This window comes from Nocardiopsis changdeensis (assembly GCF_018316655.1).
In the GTDB taxonomy this organism is placed as follows: Bacteria; Actinomycetota; Actinomycetes; order Streptosporangiales; family Streptosporangiaceae; genus Nocardiopsis; species Nocardiopsis changdeensis.
Map to the genome: position 1 here is coordinate 2,595,878 of NZ_CP074133.1, position 19,585 is coordinate 2,615,462.

20 protein-coding genes are annotated in these 19,585 nt (G+C 75.1%); 14 read left to right on the forward strand and 6 right to left on the reverse strand.

Features of this window, described 5'->3' with window-relative positions; translation table 11 throughout:
• Nucleotides 1-35: 35 nt before the first annotated feature.
• Nucleotides 36-1,490 carry a sensor histidine kinase gene (locus tag KGD84_RS11770; protein WP_220560329.1) on the reverse strand — a complete coding sequence of 485 codons (1,455 nt, stop codon included), beginning with the start codon at nucleotides 1,488-1,490 and terminating at the stop codon, nucleotides 36-38.
• A complete protein-coding gene (locus KGD84_RS11775) occupies nucleotides 1,487-2,197 on the reverse strand; it encodes a response regulator transcription factor (RefSeq protein WP_220560330.1) in 711 nt (236 codons plus the stop codon). The genes KGD84_RS11770 and KGD84_RS11775 overlap by 4 nt, the downstream gene beginning before the upstream one ends.
• A gap of 132 nt (nucleotides 2,198-2,329) precedes the next feature.
• Between KGD84_RS11775 and KGD84_RS11780 the strand changes: the two genes are divergently transcribed.
• Both KGD84_RS11780 and KGD84_RS11785 read left to right on the forward strand, forming a co-directional pair.
• Nucleotides 2,330-2,818 (forward strand): glutathione peroxidase, encoded by a 489-nt coding sequence (locus tag KGD84_RS11780; protein WP_220560331.1) that lies wholly within the window; start codon nucleotides 2,330-2,332, stop codon nucleotides 2,816-2,818.
• A gap of 149 nt (nucleotides 2,819-2,967) precedes the next feature.
• Complete coding sequence (locus KGD84_RS11785) at nucleotides 2,968-3,957, forward strand: GNAT family N-acetyltransferase (RefSeq protein ID WP_220560332.1); 990 nt, start codon at nucleotides 2,968-2,970, stop codon at nucleotides 3,955-3,957.
• Nucleotides 3,958-3,968: 11 nt separating this feature from the next.
• Here KGD84_RS11785 and KGD84_RS11790 read toward each other — a convergent pair whose 3' ends face one another.
• Together KGD84_RS11790 and KGD84_RS11795 are read right to left on the reverse strand one after the other, a co-directional pair.
• Nucleotides 3,969-5,714, reverse strand: coding sequence for a helix-hairpin-helix domain-containing protein (locus tag KGD84_RS11790; RefSeq protein ID WP_220560334.1), 1,746 nt, complete (start codon nucleotides 5,712-5,714; stop codon nucleotides 3,969-3,971).
• 105 nt (nucleotides 5,715-5,819) lie between these two features.
• Complete coding sequence (locus KGD84_RS11795) at nucleotides 5,820-6,389, reverse strand: MarR family winged helix-turn-helix transcriptional regulator (RefSeq protein ID WP_220560336.1); 570 nt, start codon at nucleotides 6,387-6,389, stop codon at nucleotides 5,820-5,822.
• 127 nt (nucleotides 6,390-6,516) lie between these two features.
• Here KGD84_RS11795 and KGD84_RS11800 point away from each other — a divergent pair, with 127 nt between their 5' ends.
• The gene (locus KGD84_RS11800) at nucleotides 6,517-8,790 is read left to right on the forward strand and encodes an LLM class flavin-dependent oxidoreductase (RefSeq protein WP_220560337.1); all 2,274 of its coding nucleotides are present in this window, start codon (nucleotides 6,517-6,519) and stop codon (nucleotides 8,788-8,790) included.
• 21 nt (nucleotides 8,791-8,811) lie between these two features.
• Here KGD84_RS11800 and KGD84_RS11805 read toward each other — a convergent pair whose 3' ends face one another.
• Complete coding sequence (locus KGD84_RS11805) at nucleotides 8,812-9,765, reverse strand: aldo/keto reductase (RefSeq protein ID WP_220560338.1); 954 nt, start codon at nucleotides 9,763-9,765, stop codon at nucleotides 8,812-8,814.
• A gap of 223 nt (nucleotides 9,766-9,988) precedes the next feature.
• Between KGD84_RS11805 and KGD84_RS11810 the strand changes: the two genes are divergently transcribed.
• The 6 genes from KGD84_RS11810 to KGD84_RS11835 all read left to right on the forward strand — a co-directional run bounded on the left by KGD84_RS11810 (nucleotide 9,989) and on the right by KGD84_RS11835 (nucleotide 14,628).
• Nucleotides 9,989-10,828 (forward strand): undecaprenyl-diphosphate phosphatase, encoded by an 840-nt coding sequence (locus KGD84_RS11810; RefSeq protein ID WP_220560339.1) that lies wholly within the window; start codon nucleotides 9,989-9,991, stop codon nucleotides 10,826-10,828.
• A gap of 89 nt (nucleotides 10,829-10,917) precedes the next feature.
• Nucleotides 10,918-11,661, forward strand: coding sequence for an MSMEG_4193 family putative phosphomutase (locus KGD84_RS11815; protein WP_220560340.1), 744 nt, complete (start codon nucleotides 10,918-10,920; stop codon nucleotides 11,659-11,661).
• Nucleotides 11,662-11,671: 10 nt separating this feature from the next.
• On the forward strand, nucleotides 11,672-12,250 hold the full coding sequence (locus KGD84_RS11820; RefSeq protein WP_220560341.1) for a DUF3090 domain-containing protein: 579 nt from the start codon (nucleotides 11,672-11,674) through the stop codon (nucleotides 12,248-12,250).
• 7 nt (nucleotides 12,251-12,257) lie between these two features.
• Nucleotides 12,258-13,022 carry an SCO1664 family protein gene (locus KGD84_RS11825; RefSeq protein ID WP_220560342.1) on the forward strand — a complete coding sequence of 255 codons (765 nt, stop codon included), beginning with the start codon at nucleotides 12,258-12,260 and terminating at the stop codon, nucleotides 13,020-13,022.
• A 91-nt stretch (nucleotides 13,023-13,113) separates the two neighbouring features.
• Nucleotides 13,114-13,767 (forward strand): hypothetical protein, encoded by a 654-nt coding sequence (locus KGD84_RS11830; protein WP_220560343.1) that lies wholly within the window; start codon nucleotides 13,114-13,116, stop codon nucleotides 13,765-13,767.
• Between the two features lie 63 nt (nucleotides 13,768-13,830).
• Nucleotides 13,831-14,628 (forward strand): HAD-IIA family hydrolase, encoded by a 798-nt coding sequence (locus KGD84_RS11835; protein WP_255646465.1) that lies wholly within the window; start codon nucleotides 13,831-13,833, stop codon nucleotides 14,626-14,628.
• Nucleotides 14,629-14,694: 66 nt separating this feature from the next.
• Here the strand turns inward: KGD84_RS11835 and KGD84_RS11840 are convergent, their stop codons facing one another.
• A complete protein-coding gene (locus KGD84_RS11840; protein ID WP_220560344.1) occupies nucleotides 14,695-15,078 on the reverse strand; it encodes an RNA polymerase-binding protein RbpA in 384 nt (127 codons plus the stop codon).
• 345 nt (nucleotides 15,079-15,423) lie between these two features.
• On the opposite strand from KGD84_RS11840, the gene KGD84_RS11845 reads away from it, so the two are divergent.
• The 5 genes from KGD84_RS11845 (at nucleotide 15,424) to KGD84_RS11865 (ending at nucleotide 19,528) form a co-directional block, all read left to right on the forward strand.
• A complete protein-coding gene (locus tag KGD84_RS11845) occupies nucleotides 15,424-16,458 on the forward strand; it encodes a hypothetical protein (protein ID WP_220560345.1) in 1,035 nt (344 codons plus the stop codon).
• Nucleotides 16,459-16,799: 341 nt separating this feature from the next.
• Nucleotides 16,800-18,176, forward strand: a complete 1,377-nt coding sequence (locus tag KGD84_RS11850; RefSeq protein ID WP_260697215.1) for an ATP-binding protein — start codon at nucleotides 16,800-16,802, stop codon at nucleotides 18,174-18,176.
• Nucleotides 18,176-18,580, forward strand: a complete 405-nt coding sequence (locus KGD84_RS11855; protein WP_220560348.1) for a roadblock/LC7 domain-containing protein — start codon at nucleotides 18,176-18,178, stop codon at nucleotides 18,578-18,580. The genes KGD84_RS11850 and KGD84_RS11855 overlap by 1 nt, the downstream gene beginning before the upstream one ends.
• Complete coding sequence (locus tag KGD84_RS11860; protein ID WP_220560349.1) at nucleotides 18,577-18,936, forward strand: DUF742 domain-containing protein; 360 nt, start codon at nucleotides 18,577-18,579, stop codon at nucleotides 18,934-18,936. The genes KGD84_RS11855 and KGD84_RS11860 overlap by 4 nt, the downstream gene beginning before the upstream one ends.
• Complete coding sequence (locus tag KGD84_RS11865) at nucleotides 18,917-19,528, forward strand: GTP-binding protein (RefSeq protein WP_220560350.1); 612 nt, start codon at nucleotides 18,917-18,919, stop codon at nucleotides 19,526-19,528. Before KGD84_RS11860 ends, KGD84_RS11865 begins: the two co-directional genes overlap by 20 nt.
• The last annotated feature ends 57 nt before the right edge of the window (nucleotides 19,529-19,585 follow it).

Genomic DNA, 19,585 nt, shown 5'->3' on the forward strand with positions numbered 1-19,585 from the left:
GCCGGCGGCCGCCGTCGGCACCGGGGGCCGGGGCCTCATCCCAGCGGCAGCAGCACCGTGAACACCGTTCCGCCCTCCGGGCCGGAGTCCGCCGTCACCACCCCCTGGTGCGCCCCCACCAGGGCCGCCACGATCGCCAGCCCCAGCCCGGCGCCCGGCCCGCGCGGCCCCGGCGCCCGGTAGAACCGGTCGAACACGAACGGCAGGTCCGCCGCGGCGATCCCCGGCCCCTCGTCGGCGACGGTCACGACCGCCACCTCGGCCACCTCCGGCGGCAGCTCCCCGGCCCGCGCCGGGGCGCCGCCCTCCGGCACCGGGCCCCGGTCCACCCGCACCAGCACCGGCGTCCCCTCCGGGGTGTGGGCGACCGCGTTGCCCACCAGGTTCTCCAGGACCTGGCGCAGCCTGCCCGGATCGCCCACGGCCCGCACCGGCACGGCCGCCTCGACCCGCACCGGCGCCCGGGGCGCCCGGGCCGACACGGCCGCGGCGACCTCCCGGGCGATCGCCCCCAGCTCCACGTCGGCCCGTTCCAGAGCGGGCTCCTCGTCGAACCGGGACAGCACCAGGAGGTCGTCCACCAGCGCGCCCATCCGCTCGGCCTCGCCCTCGATCCGCGCCACCCAGCCGTCGCCGCGTTCGTCCCCGGCCACCACGCCCCGGTCGCGCCCCTGGCGGTACAGCTCGGCGAACCCCCGGATCGACGACAGCGGTGTGCGCAGCTCGTGGGAGGCGTCCGCGACGAACCGCCGGGTGGTGGCCGCCGACCGGTCGCGCTCGGCCAGCGCCCGGGACAGCTCGCCCAGCATCGTGTTCAGCGCCTCGCCCACCCGGTCCACCTCCGCGGCCGCGCCGTCGCGGGGCACCCGCCGGTCCAGGTCGCCCCCGGCGATCGCCCGGGCGGTCTCCTCCATCTCCCGCAGCGGCCGCAGCCTGCGGTGCACCACCGCGGTCGCGCCGACCCCCAGCGCGGTCAGGATGACCGCGCCGACCGACACCTCGATGAGCACCAGGGTGCGCACGGTGGTGCCGACGCCGCCGAGCGACTGCGCCACCACCGCCGCGCCGCCGTCCTCCCGCGCGGTGGCCAGCACCCGCCAGTCGTCCCCGCCACCGGTGTCCGGCAGCGTGAAGGGGACGCCCGCGCGCTCGCGCAGCCCCTCGGCGCCCACCCCGGACACGTCGGGCAGCCCCTCGTCCCCGGAGCTCTGCCCGCTGCTCCGTGTCACCTCGCCGTCGGCGGACACCGACAGCGACCGCAGGTCGGTGGGCAGCGGCGGCGGCCGGTGCCCGGCCTCCTCCGGTGGGAACCCATCGGAGCGCGGGGGCGCCTCGGCGGCGGCCAGCCCGCGCAGGCGGTGGTCCACCTCCTGGACGAGCGCCCGGTGCAGCAGCAGCACCCCGGCGGCCCCCGACACCACCAGCCCCAGGGCGACCAGGGCCAGCACCGCCAGCGTGATCCCGCCGCGCAGCGACCGCGGCCGCCTCACCGTTCGGCCCGGGGCGGGCGGAGCCCGTAGCCGACCCCGCGCACCGTCCGGATCAGCGGCGGCCGGTCCCGGTCGATCTTGCGCCTCAGGTAGCTGATGTAGGTCTCCACCACCCGCACGTCGTCGCTCTGGCCGCCCCACACCCGGTCCAGGATCTGCGTCTTGGTCAGCACCCGGCCCGCGTTGGCCAGCAGGTAGCGCAGCAGCGCGAACTCGGTGGGGGACAGGTCGATCGGCACCCCGCCGCGCCGCACCTCGTGGGCGTCCTCGTCCAGCTCCAGGTCGCCGTAGCGCAGCGGCTCCCCGGCCGCCTCGGCGCCGGACCGGCGCAGCACCGCCCGCAGCCGCAGGACGACCTCCTCCAGGCTGAACGGCTTGGTGATGTAGTCGTCGGCCCCCGCCCGCAGACCCGAGATCCGGTCCCCGACCGTGTCCCGCGCGGTCAGGAACAGCAGCGGCAGCCCGGGGACCCGGGCCCGCAGGTCCCCGACCAGGTCCAGGCCGCTGCGCCCGGGCAGGGTCACGTCCACCAGCGCGATGTCGGGCGCGAACCCGGACAGGGCCGCCAGCGCGCCCTCGGCGTGGGGCGCGCCCCGCGTGGTGAAGCCGCTCAGCTCCAGGGACGCCGTGAGCAGCTCCAGGATGTTGGGTTCGTCCTCCACGATGAGGACCCGGGGCCCCTCGGCCCCGGCAGGGGAATGCTCCATCGACTGCTCCCGTCTTCGCCCGCCGCCGTGCGGCAGGTTACGCCGTCCGGGTGAGAGACCGGTGAGAGCGCGCCGCGCGGCTCTGGCACTCTGGAGTCCGGCGCGCAGGCACGGTGACGAGGGGTGTGGACCATGGCGGAGTTGAACGAGATCCCGGTGACGCTGATCGACGGGCGCGAGACGACCTTCGGGGAGTGGGCGGACAAGGTCCGCCTGGTGGTGAACGTGGCCTCCCGCTGCGGGCTCACCCCGCAGTACGGTGCGCTGGAGGAGCTGCAGAAGACCTACGGCGACCGTGGGTTCACGGTGCTGGGCTTCCCCAGCAACCAGTTCCTCCAGGAGTTCGGCGGCGAGGACAGGATCGCCGAGTACTGCTCCATGACCTGGGGCGTGACCTTCCCGATGATGAGCAAGGTCAAGGTGAACGGCAGGGGGAGGCATCCCCTGTACGCCGAGCTCACCCGGACCCCGGACGCCGGGGGCGACGCGGGGCGGGTCAAGTGGAACTTCGAGAAGTTCCTGGTCCTGCCCGACGGCGCGGTCCACCGCTTCCGGCCCTCGACCGTGCCCGACGACCCGGCGATCGTCGCGCTCATCGAGGAGAACCTCCCCCGGGGCTGACCCCGGCGCCCGCCCGGGCCGTTCCGGCGGGGTCGACACGGACCCGGGCGGCGGATCGTCGCGGCGCCGGCCGCCATGACGTCTTCGCGGCTGCGCGGGTTCGGCGAACCCGCGGCCGTACCATCGACCGGACGAGAGGACACCCTTCGATGATCACCCCGATCGACCCCGCCGACGAGTCCGCCCTGCGGGCCTGGCACACCGCCCTGGTGGAGGCGGCGACGCACGGGCGGCCGGAGGCCGCCGTCATGGGCTATGCGGACCTCAGGGGGATGCTCGCCCCCCGGGACGACCGGCACCACCGGCTGTACGCGGCGGTGGAGGACGGCCGCACCGTCGGAACGCTCATGGTGGACCTGCCCGACCGGGAGAACCGGCACCTGGCCGAGGTGGACGTGTCGGTGGTCCCCGACCGCCGGGGCCGGGGCCTGGGGGCGCGCCTGGCGGGCCTGGCCCTGGAGGCCATGGCCGAGGAGGGTCGCACCACCGCCACCGGGGAGGTCTACGTGCCCGGCGGGCACACCCCCGACGACTGGCCCGGTGCCCGGTTCGCCCGCGCCCACGGGTTCGCCACGGTGCACGAGGAGGACTACCTGGTCCTCGACCTCCCGGTGCCGCCGGAGAGGACGGCCGCGCCGCCCGGGGCCTCCGCCGACCACTGGCTGCACACCTGGACCGGCCCCTGCCCGGAGGAGCACCTGGAGGCCTACGCGCGGATGCGCACGGCGATGGAGCGCGACGTGCCCACGGGCGACCTGGACACCGAGCCGGAGGTATGGGACCCCGAGCGCCTCCGGGCGGAGGACGCGCGCCGGGCCGCCCAGGGGTACACCGCCGTCGTGTCCGTCGCCCGCACGGCGGCGGGAGAGTGGGCCGGGTACAGCCTCCTGCTCGTCCCCGCCGAGGGCGGGGGCGAGGTCTACCAGGACGACACCCTGGTCATGCGCGCCCACCGCGGCCACGGTCTGGGCATCGCGCTCAAGCGCCGCAACCTGGAGGTGCTGGCCCGGGAGTTCCCCGACGCGAAGGTGGTCCGCACCTGGGTCGACCCCGACAACGCCCCGATGCGGGCGGTCAACGACCGCCTCGGGTTCCGCGTGGTGGAGCGCATGCTGGAGGTCCAGCGCGTCCTGGGCTGACCCCGCCCGGGTCAGCCCTCGCGCAGGATCTGGACCAGCCGGGTGACGCGGTCGGGGGCCAGGGTCTCGCGCACCCCGGTCTCCAGCCCGCCGCCGGTGGCGTCCACCAGGGACACGTGGCGCAGGGCGCGGGTCAGCACGGTGTACACCCGGGGCCGCGACACGGGCACGTCGGGCGGGAACACGCCCACCACGGCGGGCCAGCGGCCGCCGTGGGCGGCGCCCACGGTGAGCGCCCACCCCGGGCGCAGCGCCGCCGGGTCGCCGACGGTGACCTTCGCGCCGTCGGCCAGCTCCACCTCCACGCCGCCCTCGACGGGGCCGCGCAGGACACCGGTGTCGCCCGGGCCGTACCCGGGGCCCTCGGCCACCAGCAGCACCGCGTCGCCGGGGTCGAACCCGCCCAGGGCGCCGGGGCCCGGGTTCAGCCGCTCCTTGCAGGCGGCGTTGAGCGCGCGGGCCCCGGCGGGGCCGTCCTCGCGGGCGGTGACCACCCGCACCTCCCCGGCGGGGATTCCCAGCGCGCGCGGGATGGAGTCGGTGACCAGCTGCACGACCCGGTGGGCGGCCTCCTCCGCGGTGGCGGCGGGGACCCGCACCACCTCGCGGCCGGGGGCGTCCACCTCGGGGACCTCGCCCTCGGAGACGGCCAGCGCCAGGGCGGCGATGGGTCCCGGGGCCCCGTCGTCCCCGGGGCCGGCGATCTCGGCGGTGTGGGCGGTGCGCGAGCGCACGATGTCCTCGGCGACCCGGCCCGGCGTGGCCGACGGGGCCTGCCTCGGGTCGGCGAGCAGCACCAGGTGCGCGCCGTCGGCGCAGGCGGCGGCCAGGTCGGCGGCGCGGGCGGTGCCCACCGCCATCGACTCGCACAGCACCACCAGGCCCGACGGGATGGGGCCCTGCCGCAGCGCGGCGGCCAGGGAGAGCACGCGCACCCCCGGATCGCCCTGGGCCACCGCGGCCAGGTCGGCGGCCACGGCGGCGGCCGTCTGCGCGGTGGGCGCCACCACGGTGATCCCCACCCGGCTGTCCTCGCCGATCGCGGCCAGGCACAGCAGGGCGCGCGCGGTCTCGGCGGCGTCCCCCGGGCCGTGCCAGAGCACCGTCACCGGCCGCAGGGCGACCGTGACCAGCGCGGCGCGGGTGTGCTCGGTGACGGTGAACCCGCCCTTGGCGCAGGCGGCGTCGACGGTCTCGGCGGCGGTGGCCGAGTCCATGACGGGGTCGTTGGCGGAGATGAGCCGCACCAGGTGCCCGCCCAGCCGCTGCTCGGCCTCGCCCAGGTCGGGCAGGGCGTGGAACCGCTCGGGCTCGGGCAGGTCCGGGACCCCGCCCTCCTCGAAGTCGAAGTCGTCGTCGGAGTCGTCGGTGCTCTCGAACACCGCCGAGGCGCCCGCCTCCACGGCGGCCTCCAGGGCGCGGGCCGGGGCCGGGACGCCCAGGCGGCCCACCAGCGAGGCCAGCCGCTTCTCCTCCACCGCGGTGTGCCCGCGGGCGGCGGCGGTGCGCAGCGTGTGCGCGGTCAGGGCGGCCAGGCGGCGCGGGTCGTCGGGGCGGGCGGCCTCGCCCAGGGCGCGGCGGGCGCAGTAGTCGGCCTGCTCCGCGGTCACCTGCGGCAGCCGCAGCAGCAGCCACGGGTCGGCGGCCAGCTCCGACGCGGCCGCCGGGCCCAGCGCGGCCACCAGCCGCGGCGCCAGGGAGGGCGGGGCCTGCATGCCCTGTAGGACGGCGCTGACCTGTTCGACTGCCTCGGACACCTGGGCCGGTCCCCCTCGATCTCGTGCTCCTGCTCTCGCGACGAGCCTACCGAGAGGTGACGACGTCCGGGTCGGCCCCGTGCGGACCCGGGGCGCGCGGGGCGTTCAGGAGCGGGCGCGGGGGCGGCGGCGCGGGTTCCGGCGCGCGGCCGACGGGTCGCCGACCACCGTGCGCACCGCGGCGCAGGGGTCCAGGTCGGGCGAGGACTCCTGGATGGCGACGGCCGCGGTGCGGGCGGCGGCGCAGAACAGGGCGCGGGTGCCCTCGTCCAGTCCGGCCAGGACGCGCTCCTCCACGTGGGCCACCCGCGCGGCCAGGTCGGCCAGCACCTCGCGGCCGTGCGCGGTGACGCACACCCGCCGCACCCGGCGGTCGTCGTCGTCCACCCGGCGGCGCACCAGGTCGGCGGCCTCCAGGTCGTCGAGCAGGTAGGTCATCACGCTGCGGTCGATGAGCAGGCGCTCGGCGAGCGCGGCCTGGGTGGGGACCTCGGCGGCGGCGCAGGCGACCAGCACGTGGTAGCCGCGGCTGCCGTGCGGGACGTCGGAGAGCGACTCCTCCACCCGCTCGTGCCAGCGCTGCAGCACCACCGCCAGCGACCAGCCGAGGTCGGGCGCCGGGCCGTCGGTGCGCTCCCGCGGCTCCCGCGCGCTCTCGGGGCTCGGTGTCGTCATGCCCCGAGACTACCAGGAATAGGTTTTCTGTACGATGAGTTGCACAGAACATCATTGATCTCACAAACTACTTTGCGGGCGTCCGGGACACGGACCTCCGACCGTCCCTCCGAGGAGACACAGCACCATGCCCGACTACGGACACCCGTTGCGGTTCGGCACCTTCATCACGCCCTCGGCCGGCGACCCCGAGCGCGCCGTCGCCCTGGGCGAGCTCACCGAGGCCGCCGGGCTCGACCTGGCCACCTTCCAGGACCACCCCTACAACCCGGGCTTCCTGGACACCTGGACCCTGATGACCTGGGTCGCCGCCAGGACCGGCCGCATCTCGGTCTCCGGCAACGTCCTCAACCTCCCGCTGCGCGGACCGGCCATGCTCGCCCGCCAGGCGGCCTCCCTCGACCTGCTCTCCGGCGGCCGCTTCGAGCTCGGCCTGGGCGCCGGCGCCTTCTGGGACGGCATCGCCGCCATGGGCGGGCCCCGGCTCACCCCCGGCCAGAGCGTGGCCGCCCTCTCCGAGGGCATCGACATCATCCGCCAGGCCTGGGACACCGACGCCCGCGGCGGCGTCCGCGTGGACGGCGAGCACCACCGCGTCTCGGGCATGAAACGCGGCCCCGCGCCCGCCCACGACATCGGCATCCACCTGGGCGCCTACAAACCCCGTATGCTCCGCCTCACCGGCGCCAAGGCCGACGGCTGGCTGCCCAGCCTGGGTTACCTGGAGATCGCCGACGCGCCCGGCGCCAACCGGATCATCGACGAGGCCGCGCAGGAGGCCGGGCGCGACCCGCGCATGGTCCGGCGCATGCTCAACCTCTCGGGGGGCGCCCTGCTGCCCACCGGCCGCGGCTTCCTCCAGGGCCCCGCCGACCAGTGGGTCGACGACCTGCTGCCGCTGGTCCTGGAACACGGGTTCAGCACGTTCATCCTCGGTAGCGACGACCCGCGCACCATCCAGGAGTTCGGCGCCGAGGTCGCGCCCGCCCTGCGCGAGGCCGTCGAGAAGGAACGCGCCTCCGCCGGCACCGCCACCGGCCCGGCCCGCGCCGCCGCGGCCCTGGCCGCACGCTGCCCCGGCATCGACTACGACGCCGTCCCCGAGGACCTGCGCGGCCACGCCGTCGAACCCGGCGACCGCGCCTACACCCGGCTCCGCCACGGCTACATGCAGAGCGGCAGGCCGGGCCTGGTGCTGCGGCCGGAGAGCGCCGACCAGGTCGCCGAGGCCCTGGGCTACGCCCTGGACCAGGACGTCCCGCTCAACGTGCGCAGCGGCGGCCACGGCATCAGCGGCCGCTCCACCAACGACGGCGGCGTCGTCGTCGACCTGTCCCGGATGAACCGCGTCGAGGTCCTCGACCCCGACACCCGCCGGGTGCGCCTGGGCGCCGGGGCCCGCTGGAGCGAGGTCGCCGCCGCCCTGCACCCGCACGGGCTGGCCGTCAGCTCGGGCGACCACGGCGGCGTCGGCGTCGGCGGCATCGCCACCACCGGGGGCATCGGCTACCTGGGCCGCGCCCACGGCCTGACGATCGACCACATCACCGCGATGGAGGTCGTCACCGCCGACGGCCGGGTCCTGCGCGCCGCCGCGGACGAGAACCCCGACCTGTTCTGGGCCATGCGCGGAGCCGGGGCCAACTTCGGCGTGCTCACCTCCGTGGAGGCCGTCGCCGCGCCGGTCGGCGACGTCGTCCTCGCCCAGTTCGCCTACGACGCCTCCCGCACCGCCGGGTTCCTGCGCGCCTGGGGGGAGATCACCGCCGCCGCGCCCCGCGAGGTCACGGCCTTCCTCATCGCCGCCCCGGGCCGGGGCGGATCGGGGCCGGTCGCCCGGGCGATGGTCGTCCACGCCGGGGACGACACCGACGCCGCCGTGGCGGCGCTGGAGCCCTTCCTCAAGGCGGGGCCGGTCCTGGACCAGAGCGCGCAGCTCGCGCCCTACCCGGCGATCCTGCCCCGGGGCGAGGGGCCCCACACGGGGGCCGGCGTCCCCGCGAGCCGCTCCGGACTGCTCTCCGAGGTCTCCGAGGACACCGCGCGGACCCTGGCGGGCATGCTCGCCTCCGGCGCCACCTACTTCATGCAGCTGCGCCAGGTCGGCGGGGCGGTCAACGACGTCCCCGCCGACGCGACCGCCTACGCCCACCGCCACCAGGCCCAGTCCCTGGCGGCGCTGGCCTCGCCGCGCACCGCGGCCCGCCTCGACGAGCGGTGGGCGGAGCTGGACGGCGCGATCGACGGGATGTACCTGAGCTTCGACACCCGCACCGGGCCCGGGGTGCTCTCCCTGGCCTTCCCCGGGCCCGCCCTCTCCCGGCTGCGCGGGATCAAGGCCCAGTACGACCCGCACAACGTGTTCGACCAGAACTTCCCGATCGAACCGGCCGGGGACTGACCGCCGCGGCGGCCGGGCGCCTCAGCGGCGCCCCGCCGCCGTCGCGTCGTCCAGCGCGTCGCGGATCTCCGGCGGCAGCTCCACGCCCTCCACGCCCAGGACCTGCTCCAGCTGTGCCAGGGTGCGCGGCCCCACCACGGCGGCCGCCACCCCCTGCTGGTCGCGCGCCCAGCTCAGCGCCACCGCCAGCGGCGGCACCCCCAGCCCCTCCGCCGCGGTGCACACCGACTCCACCACCCGGCGGCTGCGCTCGTCCAGGTACGGCTCCACGTACGACGCCATGTGCGGGAGCGCCGCCCGCGAGCTCGCCGGGGTGCCGGTCCGGTACTTGGCGCTGAGCACCCCCCGGCCCAGCGGCGCCCACGCCAGCAGGTGCGCCCCGGCGGACGCCGCGGCGGGCCGCAGGTCGTCGTCCGCGCGCCGGTTGAGCAGCGAGTACTCGGCGCCGACGCTCACCAGCGGCACCCGGCCCGGCCGCGCCCGCTGCCAGGTCGCCAGCGTGGCGAACTGCCAGGCGTCCAGGTCGCCGGCCCCCACGTAGCGGGCCTTGCCCGCGGCGACCGCCGCCTCCATCGCCGCCAGCGTCTCCTCCGGCGGCGTCGCCGGGTCGAACACGTGCAGCTGCCACAGGTCCACGTACTCGGTCTGCAGCCGCCGCAGCGAGGCGTCCAGGGACGCCAGCAGGTGGCGGCGCGAGGCGTCCACCGGCCGGTACCCCTCCGGGGTGTGGCCGCTCTTGGTGGCCACCACCACGTCCTCGCGGCGCACCGCGGTGCGCAGCAGCCGGCCCAGGATCCGCTCGCTCTGCCCGCCCGTGTAGATGTCCGCGGTGTCCACGAGCGTGCCGCCCGCGTCGACGAACGCGGCGAGCTGCTGCCCGGCCTCCTCTTCGGAGGTGTCCTGGCCCCAGGTCATCGTGCCGAGGGCGGTGCGGGACACCCAGAGTCCCGATCGGCCCACCTGTCGCTGTTCCATGCGGCGGAGGGTACCGTGTTCATCCGAAGTCGGCCCGCCGTCCACCCCCACGGCGTACCCTCGTCAGGCCCCGGCCGGAGACGTCCACCGCGCCGTCCGCGCGGGCCGGAGCGGTCCCCCGCCCCCCGGACCCCCTCCGGTCCGGCCCCCGGTTCCCAGGGGAAAGCCCGCAGCCGCCCTCCGGTGCCCCCCATGCCGGACCGTCAAGGAAAGCCGAAACCGAGTGTCCATCTTCGAGGCGGTCGTCCTCGGCCTCATCCAGGGGCTCACCGAGTTCCTGCCCGTGTCCTCCAGCGCCCACCTGCGCGTGTTCGCGGCCTTCTTCCAGTGGCCCGACCCCGGTGCGGCCTTCACCGCCGTCACCCAGATCGGCACCGAGCTGGCGGTGGTGGTCTACTTCCGCAAGCGGATCTGGGCGGTCATCTCCACCTGGCTGCGCTCCCTGTTCGACCGCGACCTGCGCGGCGACGTCAACGCCCGCATCGGCTGGTACGTCATCCTGGCCACCATCCCCATCGGCGTGCTGGGCCTGCTCCTGGAAGACCAGATCGACAGCGTCTTCCGCGACCTGCGCCTGATCGCGCTCACCCTCATCGTCTTCGGCGTCATCCTGGGCGCCGTGGACCACTTCGCCCGCCGCGAGCGGCAGCTGGAGGACCTCACCCTGGGCCGGGGCATCACGTTCGGCCTGTTCCAGACCCTGGCGCTGATCCCGGGCGTCTCCCGCTCGGGCGCCACCATCACCGGCGGCCGCCTGCTGGGCTTCGACCGCCCGGCCGCCGCCGAGTTCGCGTTCCTCATCGCGCTGCCCGCGGTGTTCGCCTCCGGCCTGTACAAGATGCTGGACATCGGCGGCGGCGAGTACGCGGGCTGGGGCGCGACCATCGTCGGCACCATCGTGGCGTTCGTCATCGGCTACATCGTCATCGCCTGGCTGATGAGGTTCATCTCCACCCACAGCTTCATGCCGTTCGTGTACTACCGCATCGCGCTCGGCGTCCTCATCCTCGTGCTCGTCTTCTCCGGCGTGCTCGACCCGGAGGGCGGAGCCGGGGTCGGCTGACCAGCCCCGCCGCGGGCCCGGCCCCGCGGGGCCGGGCCCGCCCGTGTCCCCGGTCCCCTCCCGGCGCACACCGCCCTAGGGTGGTGGCCATGGCGACACCACCATCCCAGGACACCCTCCCGCAGGCGGTCACGCTCATCCTCGTCCGGCACGGGATGACCGACGCCACCGGGCCCCGGCTGGCCGGCCGCGCCCCCGGGATCCACCTCAACGACACCGGGCGCGGCCAGGCGGCCGACCTGGCCCGCCGGCTGACCGGGCTGCGCCCCGCGGTGCTGCTCTCCAGCCCCCTGGAACGCTGCCAGGAGACCGCGGAGGCCGTCTCCGGGGCGCTGGGCGTCCCCGTCACCACCGACGACCGCCTCATCGAGTGCGACTACGGGTCCTGGACCGGGCGCGCCCTGAAGGACCTGGCCGAGGAGCCCCTGTGGCGGGTCGTGCAGGACCACCCCTCCGCCGTCCGCTTCCCCGGCGGCGAGGCCCTGGCCGCGGCCTCCGCCCGCGCCGTCGAGGCCGTCCGCGACTGGAACGCCCGGCTGCTGCTCACCCCCGGGGAGACGCCCCCGGTGTACGTGGCGTGCAGCCACGGCGACATCATCAAGGCCGTCGTCGCCGACGCCCTGGGCCTGCACCTGGACCTCTTCCAGCGGCTGCGGGTGGACCCCTGCTCGGTCACCTCCATCACCTACACGCGCACCCGCCCCTTCCTCAACGTCCTCAACGACACCGGCCAGGGGGCCGGGCCCGTCCTGCCCACCCCGGCCGAGGCCTCGGGGGACGCCGCCGTGGGCGGCGGCGCCGGGGCCGAGCACACCGTCACCGAGATCCCTTAAGGTTCTAGGCATGCCCGTCTTTCAGTTCAATCCGCCGGAGCGCTTCGTCGCCGGGACCGTGGGCCAGCCGGGGGAGCGCACGTTCTTCCTCCAAGCGGTGGGGGAAGGCCGTATCACCAGCGTCGTCCTGGAGAAGGCGCAGGTCGAGGCGCTGGCCACCCGTATCGAGGAGCTGCTGGAAGAGGTGCACCGACGCTTCGGCGCGCCGCCGGACGACAGCGCCGTCCCCGAGGACGAGGGCCCCCTCGAACAGCCCATCGAGCAGGACTTCCGCGTCGGGACCCTGGCCCTGGCCTGGGACGCCGAGGCCTCCCGCGTCATCGTCGAGGCCCAGGAGATCGACGAGACCGCGGCCGAGGAGTTCACCGAGGACGAGGAGGAGTTGGAGGTCTTCACCGAGGAGGGCCCGGCCCACCGCGACGTCCTGCGCGTCTACCTCACCCCCGGGGCCGCCCGCGCCTTCGCCGGCCGCGCCCTGAAGGTGGTCGCCGCGGGCCGCCCGGACTGCCCGCTGTGCGGGCGTCCCCTGGACCCCGCCGGCCACATCTGCGTGCGCCAGAACGGCTACCGGCCCGACCGCCTGGTCTGATCCCGCCTTGACGCACGACGACACCGCGCTCGACGGCCCCTTCGACGGCCTCACCCCCGCAGCGGGCCTGGAACTGCTGCGGACCGGCGAGATCACCGTCGAGGGGCGCCTCACCGCCGCCTCCAACACCACCCTGTACTGCACCGTCTCCGACGGCACCCTCTCGGCGAACTGCGTGTACAAGCCGGTGGCGGGGGAGCGGCCGCTGTGGGACTTCCCCGACGGCACCCTGGCCGGGCGCGAGGTCGCCGCACACGCCGTCTCCGACGCCCTCGGCTGGGAGATCGTGCCGCCCACCGTCCACCGGGACGGGCCCTTCGGCGAGGGCATGGTCCAGCTGTGGGTGCACGGCGACACCACCGTGGACCTGATCGCCCTGTCCCGGGAGACCGACAACGCCGCCCTGCGCCGCATGGCCGTGTTCGACGCGGTCATCAACAACTCCGACCGCAAGATCGGCCACCTGCTGCCCACCCCGCAGGGGCATCTGTACGGCTGCGACCACGGGGTGACCTTCGCCGAGGACTACAAGCTCCGCACGGTGCTGTGGCAGTGGCAGGGGCTGGCGCTGCCCGAGGAGGCGCTGGCCGGGCTGGCGCGCCTGCGCGACCGGCTGGCCGACCCCCGGGACGCCCTGACCCGGGAGCTGGGGCTGCGCCTGACCGGCCCCGAGGTCTACGCGGTGCGGGCCCGCACCGACCTGCTCCTGGAGCACCGCATCCACCCCTACCCGGCGCCCGACTGGCCCGCGGTGCCCTGGCCGCCGGTCTGACCCGCGGCGCGTCCTGATCCGGCCACCCGGTTCCCACCGCCCCCGCCGTGGCCCATAATCGCCGGGGACCACCACAGAGGCGGAGAAACGTATGGCCACCGAGATCAAGGTCCGGGTCGACCCGGGCGGCCGGGCGCTGCTGGCGCTGGGCCGGTCCGGCTACCGGCTGCGGACCTTCGCGCGCCCGTCCCGCTGGGAGCGGGTGCCCGCCGTGCTCGGGACCGCGTCGCTGATCCTGTTCGGGGTGGGCTGGATCCCGCTGATCTGGCTCCAGGCCACCGGCGGCGAGCCCACCGGCCTCCACCTGGCACCCGTCGGGATCGGCCTGGCGGGGCTGCTGATCACGGGCCTGGCCTTCGCCTGGAGGGAGCTCGCCGGGGAGCTCCTGGGGTACCTGACGGTCTTCCTGCTCGTCACCCTGTTCCCGCTCTACTTCCCGCTGCTGCTCATCCCGGCGGTGCGCCGCCGGGTGGGCGCGGCCCTGCCCTCCGGCGACGGGGACGGCGAGAAGCCGCGGCGGCGGCGCACCGTGGAGGAGGGCGGCCGCTCGTACTCGTACGCGGGGCTGGCCGGGGCCCGGCTCTCCGACGAGGGGCACCGCGCCACCCTGGTGCTGGAGAACCGCGACGGGAGCACCCTGGAGTGCGGGGCCGCCGGGGCCGACGCGCACCTGCTGCGCACGGCCGCCCGCGAGCGCCTGGGCGCCCTGCTGGAGGAGGGGTCCGGGGACGCGCCCCGGGTGTGAGGAGTATCGACTACCGGGGAGTAGGAATGGCGTGCCGGGCGCGGCTACCGGCACAATGGGCCCGTGAGCAACGAATGGAACTACCTCTTCGACATGGACGGCGTGCTCGTCCGTGAGGAACACCTCGTCCCCGGCGCCGACGAAGTCATCGCCGAGCTGCGCGAGCACGGCACCCCGTTCATGGTGTTGACCAACAACTCCATCTACACCCCGCGCGACCTGCGGGCGCGGTTGCTCAACACGGGCCTGGACATCCCCGAGGAGTCCATCTGGACCTCGGCGCTGGCCACCGCCCAGTTCCTCCAGACCCAGCGCCCCAACGGGTCGGCGTACGTGGTCGGCGAGTCCGGCCTGACCACCGCCCTGCACAACGTGGGCTACGTCATGACCGAGCGCAACCCCGACTACGTGGTGCTGGGGGAGACCCGCACCTACAGCTTCGAGGCCATCACGCGGGCGATCCGCCTGGTCCGCGCCGGCGCCCGGTTCATCGCCACCAACCCGGACGAGACCGGCCCCAGCGCGGAGGGCCCGCTGCCCGCCACCGGCGCGGTCGCCGCGCTCATCGAGAAGGCCACCGGGCGCAGCCCGTACTTCGTGGGCAAGCCCAACCCGCTGATGATGCGCTCGGCCCTGCGCCGGATCGGCGCCCACTCCGAGAACACGCTGATGGTCGGCGACCGCATGGACACCGACGTGCTCAGCGGCCTGGAGGCGGGGCTGCAGACGATCCTGGTGCTGTCGGGCATCTCCGGCCGGGAGACCGCCGAGGAGTTCCCCTACCGCCCCACCCGCGTCATCGAGTCGGTGAAGGAGCTGGTCGGCTCCACCGGCGACCCGTTCGGCCGCGGCGCCGAGTAGGGCCCGGACACACGGACAGGGGCGGCGGACACTCCCGTGTCCGCCGCCCCTGCCGGATGCGGTGCGTCAGGCGCTCTGCCGCTGCTTGGCGATCTCCTCCACCTTCGCCGCCTCTTCGCGGCGGCGCGAGCGGAGCAGTTCCAGGCGCTCGGCGAGGACCTCTTCCAGGTCCTCCATGCTCCTGCGCTCCAGCAGCATGTCCCAGTGGGTGCGCGTCGGCTTGGCCGCCTTGGGCTCCTCCCCGGAGCCGTCGCGGCGCAGAGCGCGGTCGCCGCAGAAGCGGCACTCCCACTCGGCGGGGATCTCGGCCTCGGTCGCGAAGGTGACCGAGAAGCGGTGGCCCCGGCTGCAGTCGTAGGTGACCTCCTGCCGCGGAGCCAGGTCGGTGTTGCGGTCGTTCTCGTAGCTCGTCGCCCCGAGTCGGGTGCCGCGCAGTGCTCGCTCGGCCATCGTGTGGGTGCCTCCCAGGCGCTTGTGCGGTCTCGCGGGGTTGTAACACGCGGGTACACGTCAAGATTCCCCGCCGTCCCGTGGTCGAACCACGGGCCCCGGGCCCTGTGGAGCGGGCGGCCCGGAGCGGCAGGACGCCGTGCGTGTGACCTGTCGCACTCCTTCCCGCTCTTTTCCGGATGCACACCCCGACGCCGGTACGGACTGCGGAAAACCCGTCCGGTGACGTTCCGTGGCCGGACCGGGACGCGAGTGGCCATTGTTCTTCGAGAGGCTTTCCGCGTGTTTCGCTATTGATATCGAGGAACAAGAAGAAATTGCCTGTATATCCGATATAAGTTCTCCGTGGTTCTCCTGAAGCTCCTCGAGAAGAGCATTGACAAGATCACGGAACGCCAGGTCAGGAAGGCGGGCATCACCTTCGGCGACATCTGGCGCGACCCCGATCTCGCGGCGGCGCTGCCCGCCGTCCGCGCCGGCGACATCGCGACGGCCCGTGAGCTGCTGACCGTCGACGACCCCCAGCGGGCCGATCTGCGCCTGCACGTGCTCCCGGACGAGTGCACCCCGCACCTGTCCGTATTGGAGGAACGCTACGGCGACGACGATCCCCTCCTGCTCCTGCTCGGCGGGTCCACCCGCATGAAGGCGGCCTGGGAGATCCGCGGCGGGGGCTGGGCCGCCTCGGTGGGCATGGACCGGGCGCGCGCCTTCCTCGCGTTCCTGGAACCGGCGGCCGGTGCCCTGATGCGCGCCGCGGAACTCGCCCCCGAGGACCCCCGTCCCTGGAACAACCTCCAGTGGTACTGCCTGGGCATGGGCGTCCGCCGCGAGGACCTCGACCGGATCTGGCTGGAGCTGTGCGCCCGGGACTCCTGGCACCACCGCGGCCGCTACTCCCGGCTCCAGGTCCTGTGCCGCAAGTGGAGCGGCTCCCACGAGGAGATGTTCTCCTTCGCCCGGGAGACCGCCGCCCTGGCCGGGCCCGGCGACGCCTGCCTGGGGCTGCTGCCCGCCGCCCACAGGGAGCTCATCATGCTCACCATCCGGGACGAGGCCGAGATCGCCACCGTCGCCGACGCCAAGGAGTTCGTCGGGGGCTACCTCGCCGACCCGGGCGTCCACGGCGAGCTGGCCGGGGCCGCCGACCGGTGGCTGGCCGGGGACGTCTCCTTCGATCCCGAGCACGCGAACGTCGCCCACCTGTTCGGCGCCGCCCTGTACTACGGGGGAGACCTCGAACGCGCCGCCCGCGCCCTGGCCCACGCCGGGCGCGTGATCCCCCCGGGCTCCCTGTGGGCGCACGTGTCGGCCTCGCCCGCCTACGCCTTCCGCAGGGCCCTCGACAGGTGCGGCCTCACCGACCGCCCCGCGCCCTGACCCCCGCCCGGCGGCCCCGGCCTGCCTCCGCCTACCGGGGCCGCCGGGGCCGCCGCCGGAACTCCGTTCCCGCAGTTCACCGCCCTTTCCCCGGGGGCGGCAATGGCCCCGTCCGGGCGGGGGAGAGGCCCGGTCGCGGACATGTCCTTTCGGTTGTTCACTGTGCGGCAATACCGTTTGTGTGAATCTGGTGATATGTTGACTCGCTGTGCGCTGAAAAGTGCGTGTTGTGGAAAAACATCCCCTTCTCGTATCCACTGCGCACCCCGATCCCACCCCCCGGTCCCCAGCCCGGCCGCAGCCGGTGCGACCAGGGGACATGCCGCCGCCGGACGTGAGCCATGACAACCACCACCCCCCGGGGCGCGGTCTCCCAGCCGCGCCCCGCCTTCCGCTGGGCGTACCTCCCGGCGGTGCCGCTGCTCCTGTGGGGCGGCGCGCTCCTGGCCTTCCCCGCCGCCCGCCAGCCCTGGCCGCTGGGCACCGCGATCACCGGCCTCGTCCTGCTCACGGTCCTGGCGCTGGTCGTGGAGCGGCGCGAGCGCACCGTGAGGGCCCTGCGCGCCGAACTCGACGAGCTGCGCACCAGCACCGAGCTCCTGGCCCGCGACCACCTGCCGCGCCTGGTCGAGCGGCTGCGCGAGGGCGACTCCGCGGAGACCGCCCTGCACCGCATCCCGCTGCCGCCCGACGCCGCCCGCGCGGCCGTCGTGCGCTTGATCGCCGCCGAGATCGCCGTCTCCGAGCGCCGCCGCTCCGCCGCCATGGCCGCCTGCGCCACCGCCGCCGGACGCATGCAGGCCCTCACCACCGCCATGCTCGCCGACCTGCGCCGCATGCAGGAGCGCTACGGGGACGGCGACACCGACTCCGGCATCCTCGGCGACCTCATGCACCTGGACCACAGCACCGCCCAGGCCGGCCGCATCGCCGACAGCATCGCCGTCCTCACCGGGGCCCGCTCCGGGCGCCGGTGGAGCCGCGCCATCGGGATCGAGAGCATCCTGCGCGGCGCCATGGCCCGCATCGGCGCCTACCGCCGGGTGCGCCTGCACAACGTCCCGCGCCAGGCCATCGCCGGGTTCGCCGCCGAGGGCGTCATCCACGCCGTGGCCGAGCTCCTCGACAACGCCGCCAAGTTCTCCCCGCCCACCTCCGAGGTCCACGTCCACGTGGAGGAGGTCCAGGCCGGCATCGCCGTCATGGTCGAGGACAGCGGCCTGGTCATGGGGGAGGAGGCGCTGCGCCGCGCCCGCGAGTCCGTCGCCGGCGACGCGGACATCACCACCATCTCCGGGAGCCGCCTGGGCCTGTCCGTCGTCGGCCGCATCGCCCGCCGCTACGACCTGACGGTGTCCTTCCGGTCCTCCTCCCGCGGCGGGACCGCCGTGGTCCTGCTGCTCCCGAACAAGCTCGTCAAGCCCCTGCCCGCGGCGCCCGCTCCCGCCGCGCGGCCGGAGCCGACCGCCGTGGCCGCCTCCCCGGCGGCCGCCCCCGAGGCGGCCGCGCCCGCGTCGGCCCCGCCGCGGGACACCGCCGCCGAGACCGGAGGGCTGCCCCAGCGCCGCCGCGGCAAGACCCTCGCGGCCGTCCAGCAGCAGACCGCCGACTCCCGACCCGCAAAGGACGCCGGCCCGGCCACGTCGCCACGTGGCTTCGGGGCGTTCCGCGCGGCGGTGAGCGGCCAGGACCAGAACGGAACACCGAAGGACGCATGATGGACCTCGAACATTCGACCTGGCTCCTCGAAGGCCTCCTGGAGCGCACCCCCGGGGCCCGGCACGCCCTCGTGCTCTCCCGCGACGGCCTCAAGCTGTGCCACACCCCGGGCCTGGGCAAGGACAGCGCCGACCACCTCGCCGCGATCGCCGCCGGGGTGCAGAGCCTGGCCCACAGCGCCTCCGTCGAGTTCGGCGACGGCGCCGGAGGCGTCCGCCAGGCCATGGCCGAGTTCTACGGCGGCCTGCTCTTCATCGTCGAGGCCGGCGCCGGGGCCCACCTGGCGGTGATCACCTCGCCCGAGGCCGACCCGGGCCTGGTCGGCCACAACATGAACGAACTGGTCGAACAGCTGGGCGAGCACCTGTCCACGCCGCCCCGGGCCGCCACCGGAACCGCATGAGCCGCTCGCACCGCGACGAGAGCCCCGACCGCCTCTACGTCATCACCTCCGGACGCAGCGACGGGGCCGACGAAGCACTGGACGCGGTGACGCTCGTCGTCGCCGAGAGCGAGCCCACCCCCGACATGCAGTCCGAACACGCGGCCATCCTGCGGATGTGCCGCGGGCCCATGGCGGTGGTGGAGGTCTCCGCCCACCTGGGCCTGCCCCTGGCGGTCACCCGCATCCTGCTCACCGACCTTTTGGACGGCGGCCGGATCACCGCGCGCCACCCCCGGCCCGCCCCCTCTCCCGCCCACCCCCTCGCCTCCCCGGACGTGTTGGAGAAGGTCCTCGTTGCACTCCACAACCTCTGAAACCCCCACCGCCGACCCGCCCCGGTCCCTGCCCCCGACCGTGGACCAGGCCCTGAAGATCGCCGTCGTCGGCGGCTTCGGCGTCGGCAAGACCACCCTGGTGCGCTCGGTCAGCGAGATCCGCCCCCTCAACACCGAGGAGACGATGACCCGGGCGGGCACCGGCATCGACGACCTGAACGGCGTGGAGGACAAGCGCACCACCACCGTCGCCTTCGACTTCGGCCGCATCACCCTGGACGCCACCTCGGTCCTGTACCTGTTCGGGGCCCCCGGCCAGGAGCGCTTCTGGTTCCTGTGGGACCGCCTGTTCAGCGGCGCCCTGGGCGCGGTCGTCCTGGTCGACACCCGCCGCCTGGACGACTCCTTCTTCGCCATCGACCGGCTGGAGGCCCAGGGCACCCCGTTCGTCGTCGCCCACAACGACTTCGGCGAGGGCACCCACAGCCTGGAGGAGATCCGCGCCGCCCTGGACCTGGACCCGCAGGTGCCCCTGCTGCGCTGCGACGCCCGCGACCGCGGCTCGGCCAAGCACGTCCTCATCGCCCTGGTCGAGCACATCCGCACCCTCATCGCCCAGGCCCCCCGGTGAGCCCGGCCCGTCGCCCCCGGCCTGCGCGACCCCCCGTCCCGCCGGGTCCCTGACCCG